14 protein-coding genes are annotated in these 15,277 nt (G+C 60.6%); 9 read left to right on the top strand and 5 right to left on the bottom strand.

The genetic code is table 11. The features are described from left to right. The first annotated feature begins 22 nt into the window (after nt 1-22). The 6 genes from AGR13A_RS15035 (at nt 23) to AGR13A_RS15010 (ending at nt 6,192) form a co-directional block, all read left to right on the top strand. Nucleotides 23-715, top strand: a complete 693-nt coding sequence (locus AGR13A_RS15035) for a FadR/GntR family transcriptional regulator (protein WP_035228153.1) — start codon at nt 23-25, stop codon at nt 713-715. After that, nucleotides 712-1,884 (top strand): PLP-dependent transferase, encoded by a 1,173-nt coding sequence (locus AGR13A_RS15030; protein WP_035228151.1) that lies wholly within the window; start codon nt 712-714, stop codon nt 1,882-1,884. Before AGR13A_RS15035 ends, AGR13A_RS15030 begins: the two co-directional genes overlap by 4 nt. Before the next feature lie 38 nt (nt 1,885-1,922). Next, nucleotides 1,923-3,182 (top strand): ABC transporter substrate-binding protein, encoded by a 1,260-nt coding sequence (locus tag AGR13A_RS15025; protein WP_035228149.1) that lies wholly within the window; start codon nt 1,923-1,925, stop codon nt 3,180-3,182. 150 nt (nt 3,183-3,332) lie between these two features. Further along, on the top strand, nt 3,333-4,277 hold the full coding sequence (locus AGR13A_RS15020; protein WP_003525091.1) for a carbohydrate ABC transporter permease: 945 nt from the start codon (nt 3,333-3,335) through the stop codon (nt 4,275-4,277). Between the two features lie 3 nt (nt 4,278-4,280). Further along, on the top strand, nt 4,281-5,111 hold the full coding sequence (locus tag AGR13A_RS15015) for a carbohydrate ABC transporter permease (RefSeq protein WP_035228147.1): 831 nt from the start codon (nt 4,281-4,283) through the stop codon (nt 5,109-5,111). A 4-nt stretch (nt 5,112-5,115) separates the two neighbouring features. Then, complete coding sequence (locus AGR13A_RS15010; RefSeq protein WP_080837076.1) at nt 5,116-6,192, top strand: ABC transporter ATP-binding protein; 1,077 nt, start codon at nt 5,116-5,118, stop codon at nt 6,190-6,192. A 250-nt stretch (nt 6,193-6,442) separates the two neighbouring features. Here the strand turns inward: AGR13A_RS15010 and AGR13A_RS15005 are convergent, their stop codons facing one another. From AGR13A_RS15005 to AGR13A_RS14985, 5 genes are all read right to left on the bottom strand, one after another. After that, nucleotides 6,443-7,441, bottom strand: a complete 999-nt coding sequence (locus AGR13A_RS15005) for an ABC transporter ATP-binding protein (protein WP_080837074.1) — start codon at nt 7,439-7,441, stop codon at nt 6,443-6,445. A gap of 12 nt (nt 7,442-7,453) precedes the next feature. After that, nucleotides 7,454-8,278 (bottom strand): carbohydrate ABC transporter permease, encoded by an 825-nt coding sequence (locus AGR13A_RS15000; protein WP_080837073.1) that lies wholly within the window; start codon nt 8,276-8,278, stop codon nt 7,454-7,456. 13 nt (nt 8,279-8,291) lie between these two features. Beyond that, entirely contained in the window at nt 8,292-9,164 is an 873-nt protein-coding gene (locus tag AGR13A_RS14995) for a carbohydrate ABC transporter permease (protein WP_080837071.1), read from the bottom strand. Between the two features lie 123 nt (nt 9,165-9,287). Further along, a complete protein-coding gene (locus AGR13A_RS14990; RefSeq protein ID WP_080837070.1) occupies nt 9,288-10,565 on the bottom strand; it encodes a D-tagatose-bisphosphate aldolase, class II, non-catalytic subunit in 1,278 nt (425 codons plus the stop codon). Continuing rightward, nucleotides 10,562-11,569: a tagatose kinase gene (locus AGR13A_RS14985; RefSeq protein ID WP_167377555.1), complete on the bottom strand. Its 1,008-nt coding sequence runs from the start codon at nt 11,567-11,569 to the stop codon at nt 10,562-10,564. Before AGR13A_RS14985 ends, AGR13A_RS14990 begins: the two co-directional genes overlap by 4 nt. A 299-nt stretch (nt 11,570-11,868) precedes the next feature. On the opposite strand from AGR13A_RS14985, the gene AGR13A_RS14980 reads away from it, so the two are divergent. From AGR13A_RS14980 to AGR13A_RS14970, 3 genes are all read left to right on the top strand, one after another. Continuing rightward, complete coding sequence (locus AGR13A_RS14980; protein ID WP_046800382.1) at nt 11,869-13,182, top strand: ABC transporter substrate-binding protein; 1,314 nt, start codon at nt 11,869-11,871, stop codon at nt 13,180-13,182. 258 nt (nt 13,183-13,440) lie between these two features. Next, complete coding sequence (locus tag AGR13A_RS14975; RefSeq protein ID WP_080837068.1) at nt 13,441-14,211, top strand: galactitol 2-dehydrogenase; 771 nt, start codon at nt 13,441-13,443, stop codon at nt 14,209-14,211. 16 nt (nt 14,212-14,227) lie between these two features. Beyond that, nucleotides 14,228-15,238, top strand: coding sequence for a D-altritol 5-dehydrogenase (locus tag AGR13A_RS14970; protein WP_080840205.1), 1,011 nt, complete (start codon nt 14,228-14,230; stop codon nt 15,236-15,238). Nucleotides 15,239-15,277: the final 39 nt, after the last annotated feature.

Raw genomic sequence — 15,277 nt, 5'->3', positions numbered from 1 at the left:
GGACAGGTCCAGCCGGGAACTCATGCAGCCGATTCCACCGAGCGACCGCGTGCGCCAGGTCGAGGCCGCGCTTTCCGACTATGTGGAGCGGGCAGGGCTGAAGGCGGGAGACCGGCTGCCGGCGGAGCGGGAACTGATGGCGGCGCTGGGCGTCGGTCGCTCCACCATCCGTGAAGTCATTCGCAAGTTTCAGGCGCTCGGCGTTATCGACAGCCGCAAGGGCAGCGGCAATTATCTGCTGAAGCCGATTTCCGCCGCCACCGTGCATATGCCGATTTCCATCGATGCCGAAAGCCTGCGTGATGCGCTGCTGATGACGCTGGAGGTACGGCGTGGCATCGAAGTGGAGGCCTCCATGGCAGCCGCGCGCCGGCGCACGCCAGAGGATATCGCCATCATGGAAACGCGGCTCGATGAGATGGAGCGGGTGCATCTGGCCGAAGGCACTTCCGGCAAGGCCGACCTTGCCTTCCATCTGTCGATTTATGACGCCACCCACAATACGCTGTTCAAGCAGCTTCTCGAGCAGATGCGCGAAGGTTTCGAACGTTTCTGGTCGAAGCCCTTCGACCGCCCGGATTTTGCCGGCCGCTCCTTCCCCTTTCACCGCACGCTGTTCAACGCCATCGCCGCCGGCGATGCGGCCGGTGCGCGTGAAGAAACACTGAAAATCCTCGCTGTCGTCGAGGAGGATATCAAGGACATGTCGAAATGAACCATGGCAACGATCTCTTCGATCCCGCCTCATTTATCGTTGCGCATGACGAGGCCCACGCCTTCGAGGCCGTGGTGCCGCCCATCGTGCAGACCTCGCTTTTCACCTTTTCCAGCTATGACGAAATGGTCTCCACCTATCGCGGCGAAAAGGTGCGGCCGGTCTATACGCGCGGGCTGAACCCCACCGTGCGGCTGTTTGAGGAGATGCTGGCGAAGCTCGAAGGGGCCGAAGATGCGCTCGGTTTTGCAAGCGGCATGTCGGCCATTTCCTCCACCGTGCTGTCCTTCGTTTCGCCGGGCGACCGGATCGTCGCCGTGCGCCATGTCTATCCCGATGCATTCCGCCTGTTCGGCACCTTCATGCAGCGCATGAATATCGAAGTGACCTATGTCGACGGCCGCGATGAGGCGGCGGTTGAAAAGGCGATGCCGGGCGCAAAGCTGTTTTACATGGAAAGCCCGACGAGCTGGGTGATGGAGGCGCATGATGTCGGTGCGCTTGCCGCCATCGGCAAGCGGCATGGCGCCGTCACCGTCATCGACAATTCCTGGGCAAGCCCGGTCTTCCAGCAGCCGATCTCGCTCGGAGTCGATCTCGTCGTGCATTCCGCCTCGAAATATCTGGGCGGTCACAGCGACGTGGTTTCCGGTGTGGTGGCCGGTTCGAAGGCGATGATCGACCGCATCCGGGCGGAAACCTATCCCTATCTCGGCGGCAAGATGTCGCCCTTCGATGCCTGGCTGCTCATTCGCGGGCTTCGCACCCTGCCGCTGCGCATGAAGGCGCATCAGGCCTCGGCACTTGAGGTCGCAACCCGCCTGCAGGCGCTGGATGTGGTGGAGAAGGTCTGCCACCCGGGGCTGGCGAACCGCCTGCCGCCCGGCCTTCACGGTACCTCGGGCCTGTTTTCCTTCATCTTCAAGGAAGGGGTGGATGTGCGCGCTTTTGCCGACCGCCTCAAGCTTTTCAAACTGGGTGTTTCCTGGGGCGGGCATGAAAGCCTCATCGTCCCCGGCGAAGTGGTGCTCGAACAGAAGGCGCAGCCAAACTCCGCCCACACCTTCGGCATCAGCGCGCGTTCGGTGCGCCTGCATGTCGGGCTGGAGGGCACGGAAGCCCTCTGGAACGATCTCGAACCCGCGATCAAGGCGGCCACCGCCGCCTGACGCGTTTTTAAACTGACGACAAAAAAGGGGAGAACGACATGAAAAAACTGGTAACAGCAGCAATCTTCACCGCCCTGATGACCGGAACGGCGCTCGCGGACACGACCTTGAAACTGGTCGAGGTCATCACAAGTCCCGAGCGGACGGAAACACTGAAAGGCATCGTTTCGAAATTCGAGGCCGCCAATCCCGGCACCAAGGTGGAAATCATCTCCCTGCCGTGGAGCGAAGCCTTCCAGAAATTCGCCACCATGGTCTCGGCCGGCGATATTCCTGACGTGATGGAAATGCCCGACACATGGCTGTCGCTTTATGCCAATAACGGTATGCTCGAGAGCCTTGAGCCTTATCTTGCCAAATGGGAGCACACCGCGGGCCTGAGCGAGCGCACGCTGGAACTCGGCCGCGATGTCAAGGACACGGCCTATATGCTGCCCTATGGTTTCTACCTGCGCGCCATGTTCTACAACAAGAAACTGCTGGAACAGGCAGGCGTGAAGGAGCCGCCGAAGACCCTCGAGGAATTTGCCGATGCTTCCAAGAAGGTCGCAGCCCTTCCCGGCAAATCGGGCTACTGCCTGCGCGGCGGCCCGGGCGGCCTTAACGGCTGGGTCATGTTCGGCGCATCCATGGCCGGTTCGAACGAGTTCTTCACCAAGGACGGCACCTCCACCTTCGACAGCCCCGGCTGGGTGAAGGGCCTGACCTATGTGGTCGATCTCTACAAGAACGGTTATGCGCCGAAGGACAGCGTCAACTGGGGCTTCAACGAAATCGTCGCCGGCTTTTATTCCGGCACCTGCGCCTTCCTCGATCAGGATCCGGATGCGCTTATCGCCATCGCCCAGCGCATGAAGCCGGAAGATTTCGGCGTCATGACCATGCCCAAGGGACCTGACGGCAAGACCTTCCCGACGATCGGTTTCGCCGGCTGGTCGATGATGTCGAAATCCGAAAACAAGGACCTTTCCTGGAAGCTGATCGAGACGCTTGAAGGGCCGGAAGGCAATATCGAGTGGAACAAGAAGACCGGGGCGCTGCCGGTGCACAAGTCGGCGGAGAAGGACCCCTTCTATGCCAGCGAGCAGTTCAAGGGCTGGTTCGATGAACTGGCCGACAAGAACGCCGTGCCGACGACAATGCCGACCTACCTTGAGGAATTCGCCTTCTTCAAGGATTCGCTTGTGATCAAGACATCGCAGGAAGCGCTGCTCGGCGACATCACGCCGGAAGACCTTGCCAAGCAATGGGCTGATTACATGACCAAGGCGCAGCAGAAGTTCCTGGCCTCGAAGTAACGACATTGACCGGCCGTGCGGGCGCAAATGCCCGTGCGGCGGTCTTGCCGGCCTTCGCTGCGACAGGCCTTTTCCTCGCAATTTTTCGGATCGGTAAGCCGAGAGGCTGGAAAACCCGTCCGTTCCGTCGTCCGATCAGGGAGCGATACAATGTCCTATGCCCATGGCGCCGGGCCGGTGGCTGCGCGCAAACCGGCTGGCAAGCCCGCGATGCGGCGGTTTGCCGATTGGGCCGAACCCTGGCTTTACAGCGCGCCCGTGCTGGTGCTCATCGTCGCGGTCATGCTGGTGCCGCTGGTGCTCGGCCTCTCCTATGCCTTTCGCGATGTGCAGCTGCTCAATCCGTTTTCCGGCGGTTTTGTTGGCCTCAAACATCTGGAGGCGCTGTCGCAGGATGCGGCCTTTTACCGGGCGCTGAAAAACACGCTGTGGTGGACCGGCGCTTCGGTTTTCCTGCAATTCTTCTTCGGCCTCATTCTGGCGCTGCTGCTCGATAAACCCTTTGCGGGCAGGGGGCTGGCGCAGGCGCTGGTGTTCCTGCCATGGGCCGTGCCGACTTTCCTTGCCGGTCTCAACTGGGCATGGCTGTTCAACCCGGTCATCGGGCCGCTGCCGCACTGGATGGTTTCGCTCGGACTTCTCTCCGCGCCCAATAATATCCTCGCCGATCCGCAGCTTGCCATGTGGGGGCCGATCATCGCCAATGTCTGGTGGGGCATTCCCTTCTTCGCCATCACTTTGCTTGCCGCACTTCAGGCCATCCCGCGCGATCTTTATGAGGCGGCGGAAATTGACGGGGCAAACCCGCTGCAGCGTTTCACCTCCATCACCCTGCCGTTTCTGGCGCCCACCATCGCCATCACCATCCTGCTGCGCACCGTTTGGATCGCCAATTTCGCCGATCTCATCATCGTCATGACCAATGGCGGGCCGGCCGACCGCACGCAGATCGTCGCCAGCTACATCTTCACCCAGGCCTTCCGGCGTCTGGATTTCGGTTATGCCTCGGCCATTGCGCTGGTGCTTCTGGTGCTGCTCCTTGCCTATTCCATGCTGATCGTGCTGCTGCGCCAGCGCCTGATCGAGAAGGACTGACCGATGACATCAAGGATATTTCTCACCCTTGCCCATCGTCTGGCGATCCTTGCCTATATCGCCTTTGCACTGTTCCCACTGTTCTGGCTGCTCAAGGTGTCCGTGACGCCGAATGATCTGCTCTATAGCGAAGGTGTCAGGATGTGGCCGTCGCGGGCGACATGGGATCACTATCGTTTCGTCATAGAAAACAGTGCCTTCCCGACGTTTTTTAAGAACAGCGTCATCGTCGCGGGTTCCACGGCAATTGCCGTAACGATACTCTCATCGCTCTCGGGTTACGCGCTGTCACGCTTCCGCTTCAAGGGCAAATACTGGATCGTGGCGCTAATGCTGATCACCCAGATGTTTCCGCTGGTCATGCTGGTCGCGCCGATCTTCAAGATGCTGTCGCCGCTCGGCCTCACCAACAGCCTGACGGGTCTGGTCATCGTCTACACCGCCTTCAACGTGCCTTTCGCCACCTTCCTCATGCAGTCGTTCTTCGATGGCATTCCGAAGGATCTGGAAGAGGCGGCGATGATTGACGGGGCAAGCCGGTTTACGGCCTTCCGCCAGATCATCCTGCCGCTGACGCTGCCGGGCATTGCCGCGACGCTCGGTTTCGTCTTCACCGCCGCGTGGAGCGAGCTTCTGTTTGCGCTGATGCTGATTTCCGGCAACCAGAGTGCCACTTTCCCGGTTGGCCTTCTGACCTTCGTTTCGAAATTCTCCGTCGATTTCGGGCAGATGATGGCGGCGGGCGTTCTGGCGCTCATTCCGGCCTGCCTCTTCTTCCTGCTCATTCAACGTTATCTCGTGCAGGGCCTGACGGCCGGCGCGGTGAAAGGATAATCCCATGGCTTCCATCGAGCTGAAGAATGTCGGCAAGACCTATGGCGACCTCGCCGTGCTGCATGGCGTCGATCTTGATATCAGGGATGGCGAGTTCATCGTCCTCGTCGGCCCATCCGGCTGCGGAAAATCGACGCTGCTGCGCATGATCGCCGGGCTTGAAGAGATAACATCCGGCGACCTGTCCATCGACGGCGAACGCGTCAATGATCGCCGGCCGAAGGATCGCGATATCGCCATGGTCTTCCAGTCCTATGCGCTCTATCCGCATATGAGCGTCGCCGACAATATGAGCTATAGTCTGCGGCTGCGCCGCAGCCCGAAGGAAACCATCGCTGCGGCGGTTTCCAGTGCCTCGGCCAAGCTCGGTCTCGATCCCTATCTCGCCCGCCGCCCGAAGGCGCTCTCCGGTGGTCAGCGTCAGCGCGTCGCCATGGGCCGCGCCATCGTGCGCCAGCCAAAGGCCTTCCTGTTCGATGAGCCACTGTCCAATCTCGATGCCCGGCTGCGCGAGCAGATGCGGGCCGAGATCAAGCGCATGCATGCCGATCTTGGCGCAACCTCGGTTTACGTCACCCATGACCAGATCGAGGCGATGACGCTTGCCTCACGTATCGTCGCCATGAACGCCGGCCATGTGCAGCAGATCGGTGCGCCGCTCGATCTTTACGACCGCCCCGCCAATCTTTTCGTCGCCGGTTTCATCGGTTCGCCGGGCATGAATTTCCTCGAAGGACGGCTCGTGCAGGAGAATGGCGGCAGTTTCGTCGTGCTGGGTGACGGCACGCGTCTGGCGCTCGGCCGTGAAGTGGACCTCGCCGATGGCGAGCCGGTCACGCTCGGCATCCGCCCGGAACATGTCAGCGTAGCGCCGGCTGAAGGCGGTGTGGAAGCGACGGTCGATCTGGTCGAGCCGACCGGCCTCGGCGTCATCCTGCACCTCACCGTGCATGGATTGCCCTTCAAGCTGTTTTCGTCAGACCGGGCATTGTTGCAACCGGGTAAATCCCTGCGGGTCGGTTTCCCGCAGGAAAGGCTGCATGTCTTCGACAGGAATGGCGTCAGGATCGTGGAGGCGTGAGGTTTGGCATAGTACTCGGCAGGAAGATTTCCTGTGCGGTTGCACATCCACCTCCGTCATTCCGGCCTTGAGCCGGAACGGCGGAAAGCTGGAAACGTTGAGAACCTTCGCAAACGCGCCAACCGTGGCATCAGATTGCCCTTCGGTCGTCTATTGTGGAGGCTCCGGCTGGATGTGAGCTTTCACAGGATTTTTCGTTCACGCGCCTGAGGGTCCGCTGTGAATGGAAAAACCTTGTGAAAGCCAGCACCTAGATCGCCACACCCTTCTCATCGAACCTGTGGATCTTGGTCTCATCCGGCGTGATGAAGACGGTATCGCCGTGTTTGCATTCGAACTCGCCGTCCGTGCGGGCGGTGATCGGCCCGATGCCGTCGACCTCGAGATGCAGGAAGGTATCCGATCCGAGATGTTCGGCGACGGTGACCTTGCCCTGCCAGAGCCCGCTTTCCTTCGACAGCACCAGATGCTCCGGCCGCACGCCGGCGGTGGCGGCGCCCTTTTGGCGGGCGTAGTCGCCGGTCACCAGATTCATGCGCGGCGAGCCGATGAAGCCGGCGACGAAGAGGTTGGCGGGGGTGCGGTAAAGCTCCATCGGCGAACCGACCTGCTCGATATTGCCGCGGTTCAAGACGACGATCTTGTCGGCCATGGTCATGGCTTCCACCTGGTCGTGGGTGACATAGATCATCGTTGTCTTCAGCGTGTTGTGCAGTTCTGAGATTTCCAGCCGCATGGTGCCGCGCAGCGCCGCATCGAGGTTGGAAAGCGGTTCGTCGAACAGGAAGGCTTTCGGTTCGCGCACGATGGCGCGGCCGATGGCGACACGCTGGCGCTGGCCGCCCGACAGCTGCGAGGGCCGGCGTTCGAGATAATCGGTGAGGTTCAGCACCCGGGCTGCATCCTCGACCTTTTTATCGATGATGGCCTTGTCGAGCTTGGCCATCTTCAGCGGGAAGGCGATGTTGTTCCTGACACTCATATGCGGATAAAGCGCATAGGACTGGAACACCATGGCAAGGCCACGCTCGGCCGGGGCCTTTTCGGTGGCGTCATTGCCGTCGATGACGATCTTGCCGCCGGAGACGTCCTCCAGCCCGGCGATGAGGCGCAAAAGCGTGGACTTGCCGCAGCCGGACGGGCCGACGAAGACGACGAACTCGCCGTCGTTGATATCGAGATCGATCGACGGGATGACTTTCGCCTCACCGAAGAGCTTGGACACGTTCTGAAGGGAAATGCTGCCCATGTTTGTCGTTCCTTATTTCACGGCGCCAAAGGTCAGGCCACGCACGAGTTGTTTCTGCGAGAACCAGCCGATGACGAGAATGGGGGCGATCGCCATCATCGAGGCGGCCGAGAGTTTTGCCCAGAACAGCCCCTGTGGGCTTGAGAAGGAGGCGATGAAGGCCGTCAGCGGGGCGGCATTGGTGGTCGTCAGCCGGATGGTCCAGAAGGCTTCGTTCCAGGCGAGGATGACGTTGAGGAGCAGCGTCGAGGCAATGCCCGGCACCGCCATCGGCGTCAGCACATGCACGATCTCGTTCCACAAGGATGCACCATCCATGCGGGCCGCTTCCAGAATCTCGCCGGGGATTTCCCGGAAGTAAGTGTAGAGCATCCAGATGACGATCGGCAGGTTGATGAAGGTGAGCATGATGGTGAGCCCAATGCGGGTATCGAGCAGGCCGGCATTGCGGAAGATCAGATAGATTGGCACCAGCACGGCGACGGCCGGCATCATCTTGGTGGAGAGCATCCACATCAAAATGTCCTTGGTGCGCTTGGTCGGCGAGAACGCCATGGCCCAGGCGGCGGGGATGGCGATGATCAGCGCAATGATCGTCGAGCCGAGCGACAGCACGACCGAGTTCATGAACGGCTTGAAGTAATCGCGCTGGGTCTGCACCGTCACGTAATTCTCAAGCGTGCCCGAGGGAATGAGGCTGAAGCCGGCGATTGCCTCCGGCTCGGTCTTGATCGAGGTGAGGAAGGCATAGAGGATCGGGAAGAATAGCAGGAGCGCCACGGCCCAGGCCGCGATGGAAAAGCCGATCTTCGCACGTGTGGTTGTCTTGCGGGCCATGATGTTTCCCCCTTTACCGGTCGAGGTTCTTGCCGACGGCGCGCATCAGGAAGATGGCGACGATATTGGCGAGGATGACGGCGATGATGCCGCCGGCCGAAGCGCCGCCGACGTCGTAACCGAGAAGCGCGGTGCGATAGATGAGGAAGGCGAGGTTGGTGGAGGCATAACCCGGTCCGCCATTGGTGGTGACGAGGATTTCCGCGTAAACGCCGAGCAGGAAGATCGTCTGGATCAGGATGACGACGGTGATGGCGCGCGACAGATGCGGCAGCGTCAGGTAGACGAAGCGGTTGACGAAGTTGGCGCCATCCATCTCGGCCGCTTCCTTCTGCTCGCCATCGAGCGACTGCAGGGCGGTGAGCAGGATCAATGTCGCAAACGGCAGCCATTGCCAGGCGACGATGATGATGATCGACAGCAGCGGAAACTGCGCGAACCAGTCGACCGGCTGGAAACCGAAGAAACGGGAGAGATCGGCAAGCACGCCGTAACCGGGATGCATGATCATGTTCTTCCACACCAATGCGGCCACCGGCGGCATGACGAAGAAGGGCGAGATGATCATGATGCGGACGATGCCCTGGCCGAAAATGTCATTGTCGAGCAAGAGCGCAATGGCGATACCGCCGATGACGGTGATCGCAAGCACGCCGCCGACGATCAAAAGCGTGTTCCAGATCGACTGGAAGAAGGCCGGGTCGGTGTAGAAATACTGGTAATTGAACAGGCCCGCAAAGCTGACATTGGCCGGGTTGAGGAGATTGTAGTTCTGGAACGAGAACCAGAGCGTCATCGCCAGAGGCACGATCATCCACACCAGCAATAACAGCACCGATGGCGCAAGCATAACCCGCGCAAGACCGCTCGTGTTTCGGGTTGCCATTAGTCGTCCTCCCTCACGGATATAGTTATGAGTATGAGCGGGACTTCAGATGAAACCGCTCGCACTTCCCCCATTTCGCTCCGGCGGCCTCTGCCGCAGGGGCATCCGGATTTATGATTGCCGTCAATGGCGGCCTTCGCCCGTCGCTGCGTGATAGGTCGCCAGAACCTGATCCACAGCCGCGATCAAAATCTCTTCCGCGTCCTCGCCCGCAACTGTGGCGAGCGGTAATTCGCCGAGATACTGGCGCAGCAGGGTTTCGGGAATTGTCTTCCCATCCAGCGCCTTATGCAAGGCGGAAACGGCCTGCAACGCTTCCGGCCGCGTCCAGTAATAACGGATGCGGTCGCTGTAACTATAGTGGCGCTGCAATCGCAGCGTGATGTCGTCGCCATGGTAATGGCCCTGCCAGTCGCCCGGCGCGCTCAACATCAGTTTTTCCATGGTCCGCGCCAGCGGCCGGTCGCCATAGGTGCCGACCATTTCGGATGCGATCATATCAAGCGCATAAAGCGCTTCCCGGTAAGCGAAGGTGAGGCCCGGACCGACTTTGAGGATCGGATATCCGTCGCGCACCAGTGCGGCAAGGGCAGGCTCGGTCTGGTAATCGGTGGAATGGGCCTCGAACACCAGCTGCGGTTCGCCGTCCAGAACGGCGCTCAGCGCTTCCGCGGCCTGCGGATCATAAGCAACGACATTGTCGCTGCCGAATTCCACACCGGGCTGCACGACGAAAGCGATGACCCGTTCGAAGGCTTGCGAAAGACCGTGCTGCGCGAATATCTCGCGGTGAAGGTCGATGGTGTTGCGCGCCGCCTGCGGCTGCGTTGGCGCAACCGTGTCGAGCACATGGTCGGCACCGCCAGGCACCGGCACTTCGGTGCCGAGAATATAAAGCGGTTTGGGCAGGCCGGCATCGGTGGCCGTCTTTTCGGCAACGGCCGCAAGTTTGGCGGCGCGGTTGGCGATGGTGACGTCATCCAGCGCTGCCGGCTCACCGGCGCAACCCATCGATGCATCAAGGTGAATCTTGCGAAAACCCGATGCCACATAGGCTTCGACCATGGCGGCGGCTTTTGTCAGCGCCTCTTCGGCCTTCTCCCTGCGCCAGGGATTGGGTCCGAGATGATCGCCGCCGAAAATCAGGAGTTCGCCGGGCAGTCCTTCTTCCGCCGCGATGCTGTTGACGAAGGCAACGAAATCACGCGGCGTCATGCCGGTATAACCGCCGAGATGGTTGACCTGATTGCAGGTCGCCTCGATCAGCACGGCTGTCTTGCTGGCGGCGGCGCGGCGGATCGCGGCGCGCAGGACGACGGGGTGGGCCGAACAGACGGACGTGATGCCCGCGGGTTTGCCGGCGCGGCGGGCGGCGGCGAGATTTTCCAGAATGGCGGTCATAGGACTTCCTCCGACAATTGCGCGGCCATGAAGGCATCGAGTTCGGCAAGGCTGGCAGCGCCCTCCATCGGGCCGCGCCTGATGACGTTGTGGGCACCCGATGCATTGGCGTAAGCGAGCGCTTTTGCCGGGTGCATGCCGAGGCGGCGGCAGGTGAGGTAGGTTGCGCCGAAACAGTCGCCGGCACCGGTCGGGTCGATTTCCGCCACCTTCAGGCCGGGGGCGTCGATGCGCCCATGGGTGCGGCTGAAATGGCTTGCGCCCTTCGCACCGCGTTTCAGCACGATTTCGCCGACACCGGAGGCGAGCAGCTTTTCTATCGCCGCTTCCTCATCGTCCAGTCCGGAGGCGGCCTGAAGTTCCTCGCCTGACGGCAGCAGGAGATCGGTGACGGCAAGCAGATCGTCGATCAGCCTGCGGCCTTCGTCACCCTGCGCCAGTTCCTTGCGGATGTTCGGATCGAAAGACACCGAACCGCCACGTGCCCTGACATGTCCGATCGCCGCCAGAATGATGTCGCCAATGCCGGCAATCGCGAAGGCCGATCCCATGACGTGCACATGGCCGGCTTTTTCGATGAGCGCCTGCGCCTCATCCGTCATCTGCGTTTCGCTGGCCGCCGAATGGGCGATGTTGAAAACGAAGTCGCGCGCGCCGTTCTCCCGGTAGCGCACGAAGGCACTGCCGGTTGGGCGATCTGGAATAGTGGCGATTGCCGAGACATCGACGCCATCGTGGCGCAGTCTTTCGACATTGAGGCGACCGAAATCGTCGTCACCGACGGCGGCGATGATGCCGGCGGTTCCGCCGCACCGCGCCACCTGATCGATGAAGATGGCCGGTGCGCCGCTCGGGAAAGGGCCGATCAGCGTTTGCGGCTCGAGAAAGCCGTTTCCCACCGTCGTCGCCATGATCTCCACGAGGATTTCGCCGGCCGTGATGGTCGGGCCCTGTGTCTGCGGCGCCAGTGTAGATGCCTGCCTCATCGTCTCCTCCATAAGCATGTGCCGTCCTGCCGGGCAGGTGCATTTTTGGTCTGCTGCTTTTCCGGATATCAGTTAAAGTTTACGCGCGTCAATATATCGATGGATGAAATTTCTGCTGCGATGCAGCAATGAAAATGCGCGAAATAATAAATTATGAAGCGAATATATTGGTATAAACAAGGATTTATGCAGGTTTCGGGCGGTTTGGCTGCGCGATCATTTATTTTTGGATGTTGACAATGGATGCGATTTCGCGAGATAAAAAATTTACGCATGTATTGTTATGCGTGGACATCCGTAAAGGAGGAGCGGGTATCATGAGCAAATTCATTGGAATTCTGTCGTCGTCTGTGGTTGGAGCCGGGCTTCTGGCCGGGCTGGCGCAGGCGGAAGAGATCAACATCGCCACCGTCAACAATGGCGACATGATCATCATGCAGAAGCTTTCCAGCGCCTGGGAGAAGGAAACAGGCAACAAGATCAACTGGATCGTGCTGGAAGAGAATGTTCTGCGCGAACGCGTCACCACCGATATCGCCACCAATGGCGGCCAGTTCGACATCATGACCATCGGCGGTTACGAAGCGCCGATCTGGGGCAAGCAGGGCTGGCTGGCGCCCGTCGACGATCTCGGCGACGATTATGACTATGCCGATCTGCTCGACCCGATCAAAAAGGGCCTGACGGTGGACGGCAAGCTTTACGCCGTGCCGTTCTACACCGAAAGCTCGTTCACGCTTTACCGCAAGGATCTGTTCGACGCCGCCGGCCTGAAGATGCCTGACAATCCGACCTACGACCAGATCAAGGATTTCGCCGCCAAGCTGACCGACAAGTCGAAACAGCAATATGGCATATGCCTGCGCGGCAAGCCGGGCTGGGGCGAAAACATGGCCTTCCTCGGCACCATGATCAATACCTATGGCGGCCGCTGGTTCGACATGGACTGGAAGCCGCAGCTGACGAGCGAGCCGTGGAAAAAGGCGATTGCGGATTATGTGGCGCTGATGACCTCCTACGGCCCGCCCGGTGCGGCCGCCAACGGCTTCAACGAAAACCAGACGCTGTTTTCATCCGGCCGTTGCGCCATGTGGATCGACGCCACCTCGGCGGCGGGCCGCGTTTATGACCCCAAGCAGAGCCAGGTTGCCGACAAGACCGCGTTTACGCGTGCTCCGGTCGAGGTAACGCCGAACGGTTCGAGCTGGTCGTGGTCGTGGAACCTTGCAATCCCGAACAGCACGAAGAAGCTTGAAACCGCCAAGTCCTTCGTCAAATGGGCGACTTCGAAGTCCTATGTGAAAACGGTTGGTGAAAGCGAAGGCTGGGTGGCCGTGCCGCCGGGCACGCGCAAATCCACCTATGAGCTGCCGGAATACAAGAAGGCTGCGCCTTTCGCGGATACGGTGCTGAAGGCGATCATGTCTGCCGATCCGTCCAAGCCGACCAAGGATCCGGTGCCCTATACCGGCGTGCAGTTCGTCGCCATACCGGAGTTCCAGTCCATCGGTACGGTTGTCGGCCAGCAGATCGCGGCCGCCCTTTCCGGCCAGCAGACCGTCGATGCGGCGCTCGAAGGCGCGCAGAAACAGGTCGAGCGTGACATGACCCGCGCGGGCTACATCAAGTAGCCGCGTCCTCCCGGCGTGCCGCCCGTTCGCCTTTCGGGGGCGGGCGGCATGGGTGGTTTCACACACCCGCGACCCTCATTCCTGTGCTTGTCACAGGAATCCAGTCAGCCCAAGTCTTTGGGCTGGAAGGACTCTCTCGCCGCGTGGGAGCCGCGTCTGCTGGTTTCCTGTGACAAGCACAGGAATGAGCCGGTGAGAACAATATCTAACAACAAGCGAGCATGGCCAGATTCCCCACCATGCATCACGGAGATCGACATGAGATTGAAGAACAAGGTCGCGCTGATCACCGGCGCCGCCCGCGGCATCGGCCTTGGTTTCGCGCAGGCTTTTGCCGATGAAGGTGCGAAGGTGATTATCGCCGATATCGATATTGCCCGCGCGACAGCCTCTGCTGCCGCCATCGGCCCTGCAGCCAAGGCCGTGAAGCTGGATGTGACCGATCTTTCCGAGATCGACGCCGTGGTGAAGGCGGTGGATGAGGAATTCGGCGGCATCGACATTCTCGTCAACAATGCCGCGATCTTCGACATGGCGCCGATCAACGGCATTACCGAACAGAGTTATGAGCGGGTCTTCGACATCAATCTCAAGGGACCGCTTTTCATAATGAAGGCGGTTTCCAATGTGATGATCGAGCGGGCGCGCGGCGGCAAGATCATCAATATGGCGAGCCAGGCCGGCCGTCGCGGCGAGGCGCTCGTCACGCTTTATTGCGCTTCCAAGGCGGCGATCATTTCCGCCACGCAGTCGGCGGCGCTGGCGCTCGTCAAGCACGGCATCAATGTCAACGCCATTGCACCCGGTGTGGTGGATGGTGAGCATTGGGAAGTGGTCGATGCGGAATTTGCCAAATGGGAAGGCCTGAAGCCGGGTGAGAAGAAGGCGGCGGTGGCGAAATCCGTGCCGATCGGCCGTTTTGCGACGCCCGATGACATCAAGGGGCTTGCGGTTTTCCTCGCCTCTTCCGACAGCGATTATATTCTCGCCCAGACATATAATGTCGACGGCGGCAACTGGATGAGCTGAAAAGCCGGAGATGACCATGCATGCCATTCAATTCGTCGAGAAGGGACAGGCCGTTCTGGCGGAAGTTCCCGTTGCCGATCTGCCGCCGGGCCACGCGCTCGTGCGGGTCAAGGCTTCCGGCCTCTGCCACACCGATATCGACGTTCTCCACGCGCGTTACGGCGACGGTGCCTTTCCGGTCATTCCGGGCCATGAATATGCCGGTGAAGTCGCAGCCGTGGCCGCCGATGTGACGGGCATAAAGACCGGCGACCGGGTGGTGGTCGATCCCAATCTGCCTTGCGGCACCTGCCCGAGCTGCCGTAAGGGGCTGACCAATCTTTGCAGCACGCTGAAGGCCTATGGCGTTTCCCATAATGGCGGTTTCGCGGAATTCAGCGTCGTACACGCCGATCACCTGCATGGCATCGGTGCCATGCCCTATCATGTCGCGGCGCTGGCCGAGCCGCTCGCCTGCGTCGTCAACGGCATGCAGAGCGCGGGCATTGGCGAGAACGGAACGGTGGCTGAAAACGCCCTCGTTTTTGGCGCCGGTCCCATCGGCCTGCTGCTTGCCCTGTCGCTGAAAGCGCGCGGCATCGAGACGGTGACGATTGCCGATATCAACGAAAGCAGGCTGGCTTTTGCCGAAGGTCTCGGGCTCCAGGTGGCGGTTTCCGGCTCGGACGCGCTGCTGCGGCAACAGAAGTCTTTCGATGTCGTCGCCGATGCGACCGGTATCGCACCCGTTGCAGAAGCGATGATCCCGCTGGTTGCGGATGGCGGCACCGCGCTGTTTTTCGGCGTCTGCGCGCCGGATGCCCGCATTTCGGTGGCGCCTTTCGAAATCTTCCGGCGTCAGCTGAAGCTTGTCGGCTCCCATTCGTTGAACCGCAACATACCGCAGGCGCTTGCCATTCTGGAGACGGATGGCAATCTCATGGCGCGACTGGTGTCGCACCGGCTGCCGCTTTCGGAAATGCTGCCATTCTTTACGAAAAAACCGTCTGATCCGGCGACGATGAAAGTGCAGTTTGCGGCCGAATGATCGTTTGGCCGTTGATAACCATTCGACCGGCTTTTCGTG

This window comes from Agrobacterium genomosp. 13 str. CFBP 6927, assembly GCA_900012615.1.
Classification (GTDB): Bacteria; Pseudomonadota; Alphaproteobacteria; order Rhizobiales; family Rhizobiaceae; genus Agrobacterium.
The sequence above is the reverse complement of the archived record's forward strand: the minus strand, read 5'-3'. Positions and strand labels throughout refer to the sequence as shown.